Raw genomic sequence first — 14472 nt, 5'->3', positions numbered from 1 at the left:
AATTATTTATATATAATGTTTTATAAATAAAAATTACGCTACATTAAAAGATTTCTTTTTCATAACAAATTTTGCAAATAAGAAACGTACAAGCGGTCCTATAATAATTAATTGTAATGGATATGCCATTATGAAATTTTTAATAAAAATCGAAAAATAAATTGAAACAAATGAATCTCCTTGTAGTCCACCATGTAAATGCATCATAGCCATACCGAAAAATGACATAAAGAACACCATTCCGATTACCATAGTTGTCGCCATTGCAACGATAATATTTATTTTCTTAGATTTATCAAATGGCAACATGAATACAATTTTTTTCGCACAAGGTCCAACTATACTTATTTCAATTAATAGCGCAATAATAAAGCCAATTAATAGTTCTAATGCAATCTCTTTAATATAAATTGGTCCTCCTGTTTCATTCATTAGTAAATTGGAAAACGTCATTACGATAACCATTCCAAAGCACATCATCATGCCAAATTGGAAGTTTTCCTTTCTTGTTGTTGGCAAATTTCATCATCCTCTCTCTTTGAGTCTTTGTCATTATATCGACATTGGAAACCCCTTCGTAAGTGAACATTTTGTGAACAAATTTAAAACGTTTTCATATATTTTCTTTACTTTCAACTCAAATTCTCACTTTTACTTATAAAGGTTTTATATATTTCAAAGTTGAATTACTAAATTTAACATTGCATTACACTATTACTAGGAGGATAACCATGAATGAAGCAGAATTTTACGCATATCACATCGTAACAAGGAAAAGAATGCATATCAGACAAATGATTCCTTTTAACAAAAATCAACACAATACTCTATATCACTTCTTTTTTGAAAGAGAACAATTAAATGCTAATGGTGAAGATGGCATACAAATTTTAAATAATCACTATAAAAATGACGAATTACATATAAATAATGAAAGTGCTAAAGTAGTTATGAGTTATATGGATCAAACAATTAGAGCAGTTAGAGAAACAATTGTAGAAATGGTTAGACTACAAGAATTCCCTGAATACCCTTCCAGGTTATCTTGTTTATACGCTTCAAAAAGCTATGAAGATGCTTTAAAATGGAAAGCATTATTTGATTCTTACAATCGAGAAGTTTTACAGATTGTTAAACTACGAGTAATCGGAAGTTCTTTTGAAGGTGACGGTAATCTTTTACCGAAAGAAGATGGTATTCCTTTTTCTCAAAAAATCGAACAAGCTAGAGAGTATTGGAAAGGAAATATTAGAAATGAGCTTCCTGAGCTACTGATTAATGGAGAAATTGAAGTGGTGGAAATTATTGATGACTTTTCCTCAATTCATATTTAATTTCTAACTAAATCATATAGGATGGAGATTACAATGAAGAAAAAAGTGTACTTCAATCATGATGGCGGCGTAGATGATTTAATTTCATTATTTTTATTACTTCAAATGGAAAACGTTGAACTTACCGGTGTATCTGTTATCCCAGCAGACTGTTATTTAGAACCCGCAATGTCTGCAAGTCGTAAAATTATTGATCGCTTCAGCAAAGATAATATTGCAGTAGCCGCTTCAAACTCTCGTGGGCAAAACCCGTTTCCGAAAGACTGGCGGATGCATGCATTTTATGTAGATGCTTTACCAATTTTAAATGAGTCTGGAAAAGTTGTAACACCCATGGCAGCAAAGCCTGCACATCACCATTTAATAGAAACACTTCTACAAACGGAAGGAAAAACAACTTTATTATTTACCGGGCCCCTAACTGACCTTGCTCGTGCATTATATGAAACTCCCATCATCGAAGATAAAATTGAACGTCTCGTTTGGATGGGTGGTACATTTCTTACAGCAGGCAATGTACATGAACCAGAGCATGATGGAACAGCTGAGTGGAATTCGTTTTGGGACCCTGAAGCAGTAGCTCGTGTATGGGATGCAAAAATTAAAATCGACTTAGTGACACTAGAAAGTACAAACCAAGTTCCGTTAACTATAGACATACGTGAACAGTGGGCAAAAGAGAGAAAGTATATTGGTGTTGATTTCCTTGGTCAATGTTATGCAATGGTCCCCCCTCTCGTTCACTTCTCAACGAACTCTACTTATTATTTATGGGATGTACTAACTACCGCGCTTGTCGGAAACACTAGCCTTGCAAAAACTGAAACGATTAATAGTATCGTTCATACATATGGACCTAGCCAGGGGCGTACAGAGGAAACTGCTGATGGACGACCTGTAAATGTCGTTTATGATGTAAAACGTGATGTATTCTTTGAATATATTACTGAATTAGCAAAGAAAGCTTCTACTTGAACCACTATCTATACGAAAAATAAATAGAATAAAATCACTTCAGACGATGAACCCCTATATTTAGAATTTAGTTGAAACTACATATTTAACTATTGAAAAGAGTATTGAATTAAATTTCAATACTCTTTTTGTGCAATTTAATTATATTGGATTAATGTAGTGTCTTATTGATTATTCATTTCATAACCATTGACAAAATACGTTATTGTTTCTAACTCATCTTCATTTAATTCTCTATCTAGTTCTTGTTTATACGCTGCCTTTATCTTCTCTTCATCACCTTTATGAGCTTCTGTATAAGTTCCTACTGTTTTTAACATACGAATCTCTTGTAAAAACTCCTCTCGATTTATCGCTTCCCCATGAGAGAGAATATATGTCTTAGCATCAAATTTCTCTAATTCATCTATCAATTTAAACGTTCTTTTCGTCGTATAGTTCCACTTCGAAGAAAAAATATCTGCATATATACAGTCTCCTAAAAATAATATCTTTTCTTCTTTCACGTAAATAACAACTGAATCATGTGCATGATCTCCGCCCACATGTTTTAACACGCATGTCACCTCACCAAGATCTAATTCCATTTGATCCTGGAACGTTAAGGCCGGAGGAATAATGTTAATATTTCTCGCTTTTTCTTCAAACTCTTTCTTGATGCAATCCGCACAAAATTTAATTTCAGTACCCTCTTTTACGCGTGCATCCAAAGCTTCATCTGTCCATTCATAAGAAACAAGTGTACGCATCTCTTTTTTCGTTTCAGAATGTGCAATAGACAATGCATCTTGTAGTACAGGCAATCCAAAAATATGATCCCAATGCCAATGGGTTAGTGCTACGAAATCTGGATTCGATACATTTTGTTCTTTTAACATTTCTAAAAATAATTGTGCATGTTCTTCTGAATTCCCTGCATCGATCATTAACGTTTTTTCTTTTCCAACAACCATTCCTAATATAGGTCTATCTGTTTCAGAAACAGGTGTCATATACCAAAATGAGTTTCCTATTTTTTTAATTTGTTGCATAACCAATTCCCCTTTTCATTTCCTCACTTAAGTTTAATATATAGATTATAACGAATCACTACTTTTTTCTCTATACTCAAACACAATTACTTGGACTAATCTAACTTTTCTTTTCGTAAGCTAAAAATAAGGGAATATAATCGGAGTGTGATACTATGGAACGTTTATGGATCCCAATGATTGTAACATTTTTTTCGTTCGGTGGATTACTATTAGGCGGTGCTGTTGGAGTAGCAACACGCCAACTCATTGAAGAAAAGATGCATCGTTTATACGCATTATGTGGCGGTATTTTGTTTGGGTTATTGTCACTTGAAATTATTCCTGAAACATTTTCAAGCTATGAAATGATTGGACCTATACTTGGTATAGCTATCGGTATTTTAGTTATGGGCTTATTAGATAACTATTGTCACCATCCAATGATACATAAAAAAGATCAACAAGCATGGCAAACCTTTCTTTTTCTCTCTTTCGCTATATTTATTCATAATATACCGAGTGGATTTGCGTTAGGTACAGCTTTTATAAATCATAATGACTCTGCCATTCCCTTTTTAATAGCAATCGTCGTTCACCATATTCCAGAAGGATTAGCTTTAATTATTCCATTTCTTTTTACAAAACATAAATATATTTCCTTTTTATTAACGACTTTATTACTTTCTCTTATTCTCGGTACTGGCACAGTTTTTGGCATTTTGATGGAAGGAAAAGCTCTTCACCTGCAAGGCCTCATTATGGGAAGTGCTATTGGTTCACTTGGATATGTCACAATTCATGAAATGCTTTGGAAAGCTAAGAAACAGCTCTCTTTCCTTACATTTCTAATGTGGGCAACTAGTGGTTTTTTACTAATAACAGTGTTCACTTTATTCGCTGGTCATCATTAAAGTTGCTAAAGTGAAACTTTTGTTCCTCCCACACTGATTCTTGGATTACAAATAACCAGATAAATTTTCTTATTTGTATATTTTCCCTTTTTATCCAAAACATAATGTTATCTACCTATTATAAGGAGGAACAATTATGTTTGGGAAAACAGCCGGTGAAGCATTAGTTGATTTATTAATTGACTGGGGAGTAGAACACATATACGGTATGCCTGGAGATTCCATCAATTCTATCATTGAAGCTTTAAGAAAAAAACAAGATCAAATTAAATTCATTCAAGTTCGCCATGAAGAAGCTGGTGCATTAGCAGCGGCTGCCTATGCAAAATTAACAGGAAAACTTGGCGTTTGTATGGCAATTGCAGGGCCTGGTGCTATTCATTTATTAAATGGTTTATATGATGCGAAACTCGATAAAGCCCCTGTTCTAGCAATTTCAGGTCAAGTAGAAACCGATTTACTTGGAACGGACTTTTTCCAAGAAGTAAATTTAGAAAGAATGTTTGATGATGTTGCGGTTTATAACCAGCGTATTATGTCAGCAGAGCAACTACCTGCCGTAGTGAATCAAGCAATTCGAATGGCTTATACGAAAAAAGGTGTATCCGTTCTTACTATTCCAGATGATGTCCCAAAATTCGAAGTGAAAAATGGTGCCCGTGTTACAAATACTTCTTTTACTTTGCCTGAGTTGTTTCCACAAAAAGAAGATTTAGATGCAGCGAAACTCGCAATAAATGAAGCGAAAAAGCCTGTGATTTTAGCTGGAAAAGGAACAAAACATGCGCGAGAATCTTTACTTGCATTGGCAGAACATATTGGTGCTCCAATCGTACTTACATTACCAGCTAAAGGAATTATTCCTGATGAACACCCTCTTTGTATTGGTGGATTAGGATTAATTGGAACGAAACCTTCTTATGAAGCAATGAAGCATGCAGATACTTTAATTATGGTCGGTACTTCTTATCCGTTCACCGGCTTCTTACCTGAAAAAGCAAAAACAATTCATATCGATACAGATCCTGCCCAAATCGGGAAACGTTATGCGACAGATATTGGTTTAGCTGGTGATGCTGATAAAACATTACGATGGTTAATTGAAAATGTTGAAGAACACACAGACCATTCCTTCTTAGAACATCACCAAGAAATGATGAAAAAGTGGGAAGAAAAATTACACGATCAAGAAGAAGACTCTTCCATTCCAATTAAACCACAACGCGTTATGCATGCTCTGCAGCAAGTAGCACATGATGACGCAATTCTATCAGTCGATGTCGGAAATGTAACAGTATGGACCGCAAGACACTTCCGTATGACAAACCAGCAATTTGTCATTTCTAGCTGGCTCGCAACACTTGGCTGCGGTTTACCTGGTGCACTTGCTGGAAAAATTGCTTTCCCGGATAAACAAGTATTTGCAGTTTGTGGTGATGGTGGATTTGGAATGACGATGAATGACTTCGTAACAGCTGTAAAATATAAATTACCAATCGTTGTCGTCGTATTAAACAATAATAAAATTGCGATGATTAAATTTGAACAAGAAGTTATGGGTAATATCGAATTCGAAACAGACTTAACGAACCCAGATTTCGCAAAATATGCAGAGGCGTGTGGAGGTATTGGATACCGTGTTGAGAATTTAGATGAGCTACTTCCCGCTTTCGAAAATGCAGTAAAACAAAATAAACCGTGTATTATTGATGTAGTTGTAGATGCTAACGAAGCACCAATGCCAGCAAAAATCACATTTGGTCAAGCCGCTGGTTATACGAAGCATATGATAAAAGAATTATTTGAAGAAGGTAAGATTGATTTACCTCCACTTTAAACGAAAAAAGATAGCTGAAAACAATTTGTCTTCAGCTATCTTTTTTTATTTTTGTATCTCTTTATAAAAAGAAAAGTCATTCATAGTTGGTTGTACTTGTTTCTCTACTTGCAATTCTTTACTCTCCTTCTCTGTCCTTCTCACATTTCCTAGCTTAATCGCATCTTGCATGCTATTACTAATTAGGTTTCCAGCTAAGATTGTCATACTATAAAAAGCAATCGGTATAAGTACAATCCATGTATGAGTAGTTAAGTGCCGGAAGTTTTGACCAATTAATCCTGTCCATTCTTTTGTTACACTATCTGGATCCATTCCACTGAAGGTTATTGTTCCACCAAAAAATAATTGCAACAAACCAAGGTGTAAAAGAAGTAATAAAGTACTCACAAATTGTTGTGCTACTAATAAAAGAAATGATGGTAACATATGAGGCCATATATGGCGCTTCAACCTCTGCCATTTACTCCCGCCAAGCACAGTGGCTGCCAACATAAATTCTTCTTTCTTAATACGTTTAACTTCTTGCGCTACATACAACATAACTGTTGGTACAGCAAGACATGTAAGAACTATAATTTGAAATGTCACCCGCAAATACAACGGCACAACTTCCGCTCCACTATCAAACGTTAAAACTTCATTTAACATAAAATAAGAAATCATAACCATTGGTACAATACTAAAAGGATCAAAAAAGGATGAGATAACCGGAAAAGATCGCTTACCATACATACCAAGAAGTAAACCAATCCCTCCTCCAACTATAACTCGTAAAGTTGCTATAATTATACTCGCTCCAACTGTCCATTTCGCGCCTTCTATTATTAATTGGACAAGGTCACGGCCTTTCGTATCACTTCCGAACCAAAATTTACTTGATGGCGAAAATGGAGCAGCCTCTAGTTCTCCTTTTTCATTATACATCATCGTAAGTTCACGAATATTCCCATCGAAAAATAACGTATATCCAATACTAATAATCATTAGTACACTCAGAAAAGTAACACCTATCCAAAATCTCACATCTCTTTTTACAACTTGCCACATGTTACACACGCTCCCTTATAACATTTTGTAAAAGCGTATGTAATATACGAAATAGTATAAAAAGCGGAACGTATAATATAACTAGACTCACTGTAAATATTTCTAATTTAGAATTTTCTTTTACAAATACAAACATTCCATATGTATTAAAAATCCATTCGATAATATATAAATTGGATAGCATAAATAAAATATTTGTTTTCGCATAGTAAATTGTCGTCAATAAAACATTCCTTGAAACATGATGTGTTAAAATATGCTGCAAACTTAGTCCTTTACTCTTCGCAAATATACTATAATCTTTCTCCATTTCTTCTTTAAAACGTAATAACAATAGTTTAATAAATAATAACGTTGTTGGTATTGTAAGACATATAATCGGTAACAATCGTACTCTCTCTTCTCCTAATCCAGCAAGTTTTATTGGCATAAAACCTGTTTTTTGAAAAACAATTACGACAAGAAGTTGTGATAATAAAATAAGTAATATATCCGGTATACTCTCTAGCGTAAGAAAAACTCCATTCCACATTTTTTGCTTCATATGAGAACGCTGCAATACCCAAACAACAAGTACATACGCTATAAGCAAAGATAGTAAAAAAGCTGATAGAAATACAATCATAGTTTCACTATAATGAATCCATATTTGTGGAAATAATTTCCTCGAGTCTCGAAATCCAAATGTAATTTCCCATGGTCGGAGTAACTTTCCTCCAATAAACACAATCGTGTTCCAAAAACCGATTAAATCAATTTGCAATCCCTTAAATAATCGAGGGAGCGCACCTAAACAGATTATACATAGAATTGCAGCTAATAATTGTAAACAAGTAATCCAACACCACTTAGCAGTTCGCATGAACATAACTATTACCCCTTACCATTCGATAGAATATCTAGAAACAAAAAGAGCTAAATATGTCACATCTCTTTAGCTACAACATGTACTCGCTTTTGCCCACTAGGTAAAATAGCTTGGTATAAACACGTAACAAAAAATAATAAACCAAATAAAATAATATACAAAGTATCCGCCTCAATCCATTTTGGGAATAACATAGCTATCGCTCCAAGAGATAACAATTGAAACCCTGTCGTTAATGGACTTAGCAAACTTTGAACACGCCCCATAAACGATTCTTCTACGATCTCATACATCCATCCTGATATTGCAACATTAATAAACGGTAAAAAGAATGTCGCTAAAGCGATACATACATAAAAAGTCCATACGTAATTTACAAAGTAACACATACCAAAGAAGACTCCTGAGCCTGCCATACCAAAAACTATAATAGATTTTGGCGCATATTTCTTACCTATACTCGTTGCTACTATGCTTCCAATTAGTAATGAAATCCCTCCAACTACACCGCCCACCATTGCTAAACTTTCATACGTTTCTGGAGCTAGTTTGTATTTTAATATGTAAGTAGTGGATACACTTAAAACACCATTTAATAATCCAAATACGATAAATCCTAAAAGTAATTTTTTTAAAGTTTCATTTTGGTATATATACCTAATCCCTTCTTTAAACTCTGTTATTAACATCTTCAAATTAACTTCTTTCCATTTTGTTCTACCATTTGGTAAACGAACTTTTTCTGGAATGGAGATTGTTTGAATCAAAATACCACTCATAATAAAAGTGAGCGTATTTACTAAAATGCTCCCGTAAATTCCAAAAGTCCAGTACACCATCGTTGCAATTCCTACACCAAACAAAGCATACAAACTATTTACCATTTGATTAATACCCGCTGCTGCACCGTATTGGTCTGATTCAACTACTCCCTGTATCATCGATTGTTCTGCTGGAGAGAAAAATTGTATACACGCATTTTCCAAAAATAAAAATATAAAGACAAGTATAATCATCCCGTAATAAAGAGAAATTAGGATTCCAATATTACAGAGCGAGCAACATATGTTACTTACTGTACATATACGTTGTCTATCAAATCGATCCACTACTGTCCCTACCAATAGAAAAAAGATTAATGCAGGTAATGCAATCATAATTTGTGTCATCGTTGCGTAAACTGGTTGTTTTCCGTATTGATCTAGCAAATAAAACATTAAAGAAATTCCAGCAATCATAGAACCGAGTCGCTCTAAAATATTTGCTAGAAAAAAACGTGCATACACTTTGTTGCGAAATAACTGTAGCATTTCTTTCATACTTCGTATCCTTTCTCTCGACAAAATAGTATTGTTTTAGTCATTTCTTGGAAGTTACATTATATTTTTCGACCATTATCCAATTTTTTCCTTCTTTATAAAAAACATAAAAAAAGAGCCCTTATTCTCAACACAAGGACTCTTTTCATAAACTATTTAGCTACCTCTTCTTTCGGCATTACCATACCTTTATAAAGTTGAACAGTTATCCAGTAATAAATGAAATAAATGACTAAGAAAATCCCTATTGGCACCCACACTTTCACAAACGGGTCAACTAATATAAAGCTAAATAAGTTAAGCCCTACTAAAACGTGAGAAATGCCAATGATCGCTGGGAAGATAAATAAATATGAAATTTCTTTATATATACTTTTCGTTAACATACTGCGTCTCACACCAATTTTTCGTAACATTTCATAACGGCGTACGTCGCGAGAAGCACCTGTTAATATTTTGAACATAAGGGAACTTGCCATCATTGCTAAAAAGGCAATTCCGAGGAAAAATCCCATAAACATTGTTCCGCTCATGAAGCTGTTCATAAACTGATAAATTGTCATTTTCGTAAATAAGTCTACCTTTTCACCTGTTGCTTTTTCAATTTGTGCTTTTTGTCTCTTGTCTATTTCGATCAATAACGGTTTATATTTTTTCATATCATCTACTTTTGCTAATATTACAGTGTGTTCTGTTCCTTGAATTCCTTTATAATGCTCTTCGTCTGCAATTCTTACTGGTTTTCCGCTAAATTGATTATGCGTAATTTGTATCTCTCTTACAACTGCGTCTTCCCAATCCTTTGGCATTTGAGGGAATTTTGCTAATTCAGGAGCCTCTAAAGCTGAATATACAGGTTCAGTTAAAGGCTCAGTCACACGTTTACGAACAGGCTCTTTTAACGTTTTTGTATCAAAATGGTCTGAAACAAGTGGTGGTTTCGCAGTTAAGTCGTTACGTAAATAATAAACCGCTTCTCCATCTACTTTATAGTTGTACTTGCTTTCTTCAACAATTTCCATTTCTTTTAAGGCAGCTTTGTCTTGATCATTCGGATCATGAATTACAACATCATATACACGAGAAAAGTCTGTCATAATACCTACATTTTTTTGGAAAGCCATACCTGCCGTCATCGCACCTGCGCCTAATGCAATTAACATTGCTACAGTACCTAATACTCTCGATAAACTATTTACTCGAAAGCGTAGCTGTGCATATGTAAAACTATTTAGACCAGTTTCATTTCGTTTTTTATTCCCCTTAATTTTCATCACAAAAAACGGGAGTAATGAACTAAAGATAAAATATGTTCCAAGTGTTGTAACGATGGTTGCTATAATAAAACCTAATTCAGCATATATTTTTACATTGATCATAAAATAGTACCCTGTACTTACTAGTAATACACCAAGTACTGTCATTATAATAATGCGAGTTTTACTTTTCTTTACTTCATCTAGTGTTTCATCTTCACGAATTAACTCTAGTTCAGTTTTACGTAACAATCGGACACTGTTCATTAAGCCAGTAATGAAAAATAGTATTAAGAAGAAAATAGCTGTAACTAAAATTGCTGGTGTGTATACAGATGCATAACTACCTTTTGCTGAAATTTCCATTCCATTCATTAAAAAGTTTCCTGCTACACTTGCAAGTAACATCCCTACTAAAATACCGATAATAATACTGACAATACCCATACCGAATGTTTCAATAAATAATAACTGTGCTACTTTTTTCTTTTTTGCACCAAGCATCATGTACATACCGAGTTCCTTTCTTCTTAACGTAAGTAAGAAAGAGTTGGCATATATAATATAAAATACAGTAATGAAAGATAATAGTATTGCACCTACCCAAAAGACGAGTCTAATACTACTAATTAGGCTATTATCTTTCGTAAATTCACTATTCATCGCCATTGTTTGGAACATGTAGAAAATACTAATACTAATAACGAGGCCAATAAGTAAAACCATATAATCTTTTAACATCTTTTTCATACTATGACGTGATAATTTAAATAACATAGTTTCGCCCCCCTACTTAGACTCAGCAGCTGAGCCCATATGAGCGAGCACACCTAAAATGTCTTGATAGAAATTCTCTCGAGTGCCTTGACGATTTAATTCTTTATAAAGAAGACCATCTTGAATAAATAAAATACGCTCACAATAACTTGCACTAAATGCATCGTGTGTAACCATCAAAATACTTACATTATGATTTTCATGTAAATCTTGCATCGCTTCTAATAAACTTTTTGCATTTTTACTATCAAGCGCTCCTGTCGGTTCATCTGCTAATACAATTGCTGGATTATGTACTAAAGCTCTTGCCGCCGCTGTTCTTTGCTTTTGTCCCCCAGAAACAGCCGTCGGATATTTTGTTAAAATTTCAGTGATGCCTAATTTCTTCGCAACGTCATTTACCTTTCCAGTAATCTCACTTGATGGTACGCCTTGCAAAGAAAGTGGTAAAGCGATATTTTCATAAATTGATAAATTTTCTAGTAAGTTAAAATCTTGAAAGATAAAACCTAATTTTTGAGATCGAAAATCTGATAATGCATTACCTTTCATAGAAGTAATATTTGTACCAGCTATCGTCACACTACCACCTGTCGCCTGGTCAAGTGTACTTATCACATTAAGTAATGTCGTTTTTCCAGATCCAGAAGGCCCCATGATCCCGACAAATTCTCCTTCTTTAATACTTAACGATACGCCTCTTAATGCTTTTGACTGATTCTCATTTCTTTTCCCATACGTTTTTTCTACACTTTCTACAGTAACTACATTTGTTGACATCTCTTTCACTCCATCCCTTTTGTATAAAATCAATTTCTCACATATTTCTTATTATTTTGTCATGTAAATTCTTAAGAATTTTTTAATTATTCATCCAATAAGAGTTACACCCTTAACATGAACCTATTTCCTACTTCATATTCTCATTTTTCTACAACTCGTTCCCTCGATTTCGCTTACATTTACCTTACATTTTTGTAAGATAAAAAAGAAAACACACTAATTTCTAATAGTGTGTTTTCTTTACAATCAATATTTTCTATTCTTTATTTCTTCTTCAATACTTGCCACAAATACATCTAGCGCAACAACTTCTGACTTCTCTTCTCCATATTTACGTACATTTACAGCTCCGTTTTCCATTTCCTTATCCCCAATAACAAGAATATACGGTACTTTTTGCATTTGTGCTTCTCTTATTTTATATCCTAATTTTTCATCTCGTGCATCCTCTTCAACACGAACTCCAGCTTGTGCTAATTTATGTGCAATCTCATTGGCATATTGTTCATGTACTGCATTTGAAACTGGAATTACTTTCACTTGAACTGGTGCCACCCATGCCGGGAACGCCCCTCCAAAGTGCTCAATTAATATTGCTAAGAAGCGATCTAATGACCCTAAAACTGCCCTGTGAATAACAACTGGTCTTTTCTTTTCATTATTTTCATCTATATAATTTAAATCAAATTTCTCTGGCATTTGGAAATCAAGCTGGATTGTTCCGCACTGGTGACTTCTATTTAAAGCATCTTTAATATGAAAATCAATTTTCGGCCCGTAAAATGCACCGTCACCTTCATTTAGTCTATATTTATAATTTAGCGATTGTAATACATTTTCTAATGCTGCTTCTGCTTGCTCCCATAATTTATCGTCACCCATTGAATCTTCTGGACGAGTAGAAAGCTCTACTTCATATTCGAATCCAAAAGTTTTATATACGTAATCAATTTGCGCCATTACGGATTTGATTTCATTTTCAATTTGTTTTGGAGTTACAAATAAATGTGCATCATCTTGGCAGAAAGTACGTACTCTTAATAATCCGTTTAACGCACCACTAAATTCATGGCGATGTACTTGACCGAATTCACACATACGAATCGGTAATTCACGATAAGAATGCAATTTATTTTTAAACATAAGCATGTGCCCTGGGCAGTTCATCGGTTTTAATGCAAAACTTTTATTATCTACTTCAGAGAAATACATATTATCTTTATAATGTCCCCAGTGCCCTGATCTCTCCCATACTTCTTGGTTCATCATGAACGGAGTGCGTACTTCTTGATAATTGTACTCTTTTTGAATTCCTCTTAAAAATGCTTCCAATTCGTTACGAATCATTTGTCCTTTCGGTAAATAAAACGGCATTCCCGGAGCCTCTTCAGAAAACATAAATAACTCAAGCTCATTGCCTAACTTACGATGATTTCTTTTTGCTGCTTCTTCAACGAAATGTAAATACTCTTCTAATTCTTTTTGAGAAGAGAATGCAACACCATATATGCGCTGAAGCACTTGGTTATTACTATCACCTCGCCAATATGCACCGGAAACGTGAGTTAATTGAAATGCTTTCAAATAACCTGTTGATGGTAAATGTGGCCCTCTACATAAATCTACAAATTCGCCTTGTTTATATAGTGTTACACTTTCCCCACTAGGAATTGCTTCTAAAAGTTCTAATTTCAAGCGATCGTTCATTTCTTGAAACAGTTTTGCTGCTTCTTCTCGAGAAACCTCAACTCGTTCTATCTTTATATTTTCATTTATAATCTTTTTCATTTCTTTTTCGATTTTTCGTAAATCTTCTATGTTTACACTACTTGGAAGATCCATATCATAATAAAATCCATTTTCAATAACAGGCCCTACCCCAAGATTTATATCACCATACATTCTTTTTACAGCTTGCGCTAAAATATGTGCCGCAGAGTGTCTTGCAATTTCTACACCTTCATTTGAATCTATAGTAATGATTTCTACTTCCGCATTTTCTTCAATATTTCGGCGTAAATCATATAATCCATCATTTACTTTCCCCGCGACTGCTTTCTTTTTCAAACTACTACTAATAGATCCCGCAATTTCTTCTAAAGTAATTCCTTTTCCAAATTCTTTCACGCTACCATCTGGAAATTTAATTTCAATCATTTGTTCTTTCATTTTTCATCTCTCCATTTCATAATAAAAAGCACACTCATCCCTAAAATAGGGACGAGCGTGCTTATACCCGTGGTTCCACCCAGATTCCCATCACAAAATGCAATGGCTTCTTTTACGGTAACGTCGTTTATACGGCACTAGATACTTAATTTCCCCAGTGCAGCTCTAAGGTGGTAAGTT

Annotated in this window: 12 protein-coding genes; 4 read left to right on the top strand and 8 right to left on the bottom strand. The window is 34.1% G+C overall.

Translation table 11 applies throughout. From position 1 onward, the window contains the following. Positions 1–33: 33 nt before the first annotated feature. Positions 34–519 (bottom strand): DUF2798 domain-containing protein, encoded by a 486-nt coding sequence (locus tag AC1Q51_RS02950; RefSeq protein ID WP_492331357.1) that lies wholly within the window; start codon positions 517–519, stop codon positions 34–36. A gap of 212 nt (positions 520–731) precedes the next feature. Between AC1Q51_RS02950 and AC1Q51_RS02945 the strand changes: the two genes are divergently transcribed. Further along, the gene (locus AC1Q51_RS02945) at positions 732–1334 is read left to right on the top strand and encodes a DUF2441 domain-containing protein (protein WP_098284428.1); all 603 of its coding nucleotides are present in this window, start codon (positions 732–734) and stop codon (positions 1332–1334) included. Between the two features lie 21 nt (positions 1335–1355). Beyond that, entirely contained in the window at positions 1356–2309 is a 954-nt protein-coding gene (locus tag AC1Q51_RS02940; protein ID WP_072938365.1) for a nucleoside hydrolase, read from the top strand. Between the two features lie 164 nt (positions 2310–2473). Here the strand turns inward: AC1Q51_RS02940 and AC1Q51_RS02935 are convergent, their stop codons facing one another. Next, positions 2474–3340, bottom strand: a complete 867-nt coding sequence (locus AC1Q51_RS02935) for an MBL fold metallo-hydrolase (RefSeq protein WP_090976511.1) — start codon at positions 3338–3340, stop codon at positions 2474–2476. 155 nt (positions 3341–3495) lie between these two features. Between AC1Q51_RS02935 and AC1Q51_RS02930 the strand changes: the two genes are divergently transcribed. Together AC1Q51_RS02930 and AC1Q51_RS02925 are read left to right on the top strand one after the other, a co-directional pair. After that, a complete protein-coding gene (locus AC1Q51_RS02930; protein ID WP_000440615.1) occupies positions 3496–4233 on the top strand; it encodes a ZIP family metal transporter in 738 nt (245 codons plus the stop codon). Between the two features lie 136 nt (positions 4234–4369). Beyond that, entirely contained in the window at positions 4370–6070 is a 1701-nt protein-coding gene (locus AC1Q51_RS02925; protein WP_000467249.1) for a pyruvate oxidase, read from the top strand. A 45-nt stretch (positions 6071–6115) separates the two neighbouring features. Here the strand turns inward: AC1Q51_RS02925 and AC1Q51_RS02920 are convergent, their stop codons facing one another. From AC1Q51_RS02920 to thrS, 6 genes are all read right to left on the bottom strand, one after another. Next, positions 6116–7120, bottom strand: a complete 1005-nt coding sequence (locus tag AC1Q51_RS02920) for an ABC transporter permease subunit (protein WP_016512866.1) — start codon at positions 7118–7120, stop codon at positions 6116–6118. A 1-nt stretch (position 7121) separates the two neighbouring features. After that, positions 7122–7988 carry an ABC transporter permease subunit gene (locus AC1Q51_RS02915; RefSeq protein ID WP_000481000.1) on the bottom strand — a complete coding sequence of 289 codons (867 nt, stop codon included), beginning with the start codon at positions 7986–7988 and terminating at the stop codon, positions 7122–7124. Between the two features lie 56 nt (positions 7989–8044). Next, on the bottom strand, positions 8045–9316 hold the full coding sequence (locus AC1Q51_RS02910; RefSeq protein ID WP_254904529.1) for an MFS transporter: 1272 nt from the start codon (positions 9314–9316) through the stop codon (positions 8045–8047). Between the two features lie 143 nt (positions 9317–9459). Then, positions 9460–11340, bottom strand: coding sequence for an FtsX-like permease family protein (locus tag AC1Q51_RS02905; RefSeq protein ID WP_000897860.1), 1881 nt, complete (start codon positions 11338–11340; stop codon positions 9460–9462). A gap of 12 nt (positions 11341–11352) precedes the next feature. Then, the gene (locus tag AC1Q51_RS02900; RefSeq protein WP_000106426.1) at positions 11353–12120 is read right to left on the bottom strand and encodes an ABC transporter ATP-binding protein; all 768 of its coding nucleotides are present in this window, start codon (positions 12118–12120) and stop codon (positions 11353–11355) included. A gap of 249 nt (positions 12121–12369) precedes the next feature. Next, positions 12370–14292, bottom strand: a complete 1923-nt coding sequence (gene thrS / locus AC1Q51_RS02895; protein ID WP_000663044.1) for a threonine--tRNA ligase — start codon at positions 14290–14292, stop codon at positions 12370–12372. Positions 14293–14472 lie beyond the last annotated feature (180 nt).

The sequence above is a fragment of the Bacillus sp. MT94 genome (assembly GCF_058792475.1).
This window is presented reverse-complemented; position numbering and strand designations above follow the sequence as displayed.